The organism is Pedobacter sp. 05L430, assembly GCF_056397585.1.
The window spans coordinates 1-1091 of sequence record NZ_JBFTNT010000553.1 but is presented as its reverse complement, the minus strand read 5'-3'; the positions used below and the strand labels follow the sequence as shown (position 1 = coordinate 1091).

The 1091-nt window shown below is 36.1% G+C and carries 1 protein-coding gene; it reads left to right on the top strand.

What is annotated here, in order from left to right:
- The coding region (locus AC1DG9_RS27265) for a hypothetical protein (RefSeq protein WP_477635718.1) at positions 1-1091 on the top strand (1091 nt) is incomplete at both ends.

The following is a 1091-nucleotide window of genomic DNA, read 5'->3' as shown; positions in this document are numbered from 1 at the left end:
GGGAAAGGATTGAACCTGAAAAAGATGTTTTTAGATTTAACCATAAGCCCGAGGGCGGATGGAGTTATGATGAAATTTATCAAAAGTGTTTTAAAGATAGTATGTTGGTGGTAGTAGATTTACAGGTTACACCCAGCTGGCTAATAAATACGTACCCTGAACACAGGCGTCAGCGAGATTTGATGCCAATAAAATTCGGAGACAAAAGAGATGCACCATTATCATACATAGAAATTGGAAAGGCCGGCTTTCAGTTTGCCGCCAGATACGGACAAAATAAGAAAATCAATAAAAACCTKATAAAAGTTCCTAAGGAATCTCATGAACCAATTATAGGTTTAGGCTATATAAAATACATAGAAAGTAGTAACGAGCCTGATAAATGGTGGAAAGGTAAAGATTGTGAACAAAGTCCTGAAGAATATGCAGCTCAGCTTTCAGCATTTTACGATGGCCACAAAGGCAAATTAGGAAAAGGTGTAGGAGTTAAAACAGCCGATTCTACTATGAATGTTGTTATGGGAGGGTTAGCAAAACCAAATGTAGAGTTTGTAGAGCGGATGGTTGAGTGGTGTAAAAAGAATAGGGGATATAAAAAGAATGGTGAGGTTGATTTATGTTTTGATGTTATAAATTATCATATGTATTCTAATGATTATACAGGATGGTTTGCAAGGTTCAAAAGTAAAAAGAGAGGAGTTGCTCCTGAAACTAATGAAATGACTAAAATTGCGAAAAGTTTCACTGATTTATCGTCAAAACTAGGAAACATGCCAGTATGGTCTACTGAAACCGGATATGACATAAGTGAAAAAAGTGTTCAAAGAGCTATTCCGATAGGATCAAAGTCTAATCTTATTACCCAGGCAGATTGGTTGCTCCGTTTAGGTTTATTGTATGCCAGATTAGGAATTGATAAGGTGTTTTATTACCAATTATATGATAACAATGATCCAGGGACCGATCCCGGAACTTCATTTGGATATTCAGGACTTGTAGAAAAAAGTAAAAAAAGGAGGCCTGCTGCAGATTATATTCATCAGGTTACTAACCTAATGGGCGACTACTATTATTTCAATTCTATTAATGAG